Source organism: Nocardioides oceani (assembly GCF_030412965.1).
Taxonomy (GTDB): Bacteria; Actinomycetota; Actinomycetes; order Propionibacteriales; family Nocardioidaceae; genus Nocardioides; species Nocardioides oceani.
Genome location: NZ_JAUHJQ010000186.1, coordinates 1 through 274, shown reverse-complemented (window position 1 = coordinate 274; position 274 = coordinate 1). Strand labels below are relative to the sequence as shown.

Annotated in this window: 1 protein-coding gene; it reads right to left on the bottom strand. The window is 62.8% G+C overall.

Annotated elements, in window-relative coordinates; all coding sequences use genetic code 11:
• Window positions 1–145: FmdB family zinc ribbon protein (locus QWY28_RS24635; RefSeq protein ID WP_369292721.1), on the bottom strand; the 145-nt coding region annotated here is incomplete at its 3' end.
• Window positions 146–274 lie beyond the last annotated feature (129 nt).

Below are 274 nucleotides of genomic sequence, written 5' to 3'. Positions count from 1 at the left end.
CAAAGGCGAACTGCGAGATGGCGCGGCTGGTGTGCGTGCCGCCGCAGTGGGCGCAGGTGACGCCGCTGTCGGCTGCGCTCATCGAGCGTCGAAAAACTTCGCTGCGTTTGCCGCAGTCCGCGCAGGCGTATTCGTAAATTGGCATAGCGTTTCGCCGTCCCGTATGCGTGATCTCGCTCCTACGATACAGACGAGACGGCGGACGCACCTAACCCCCGGCTCCTTCCCTGGAAGGGAAGGGGAGCTTCCACGTAGGTCACTCGCTGAAGAACCA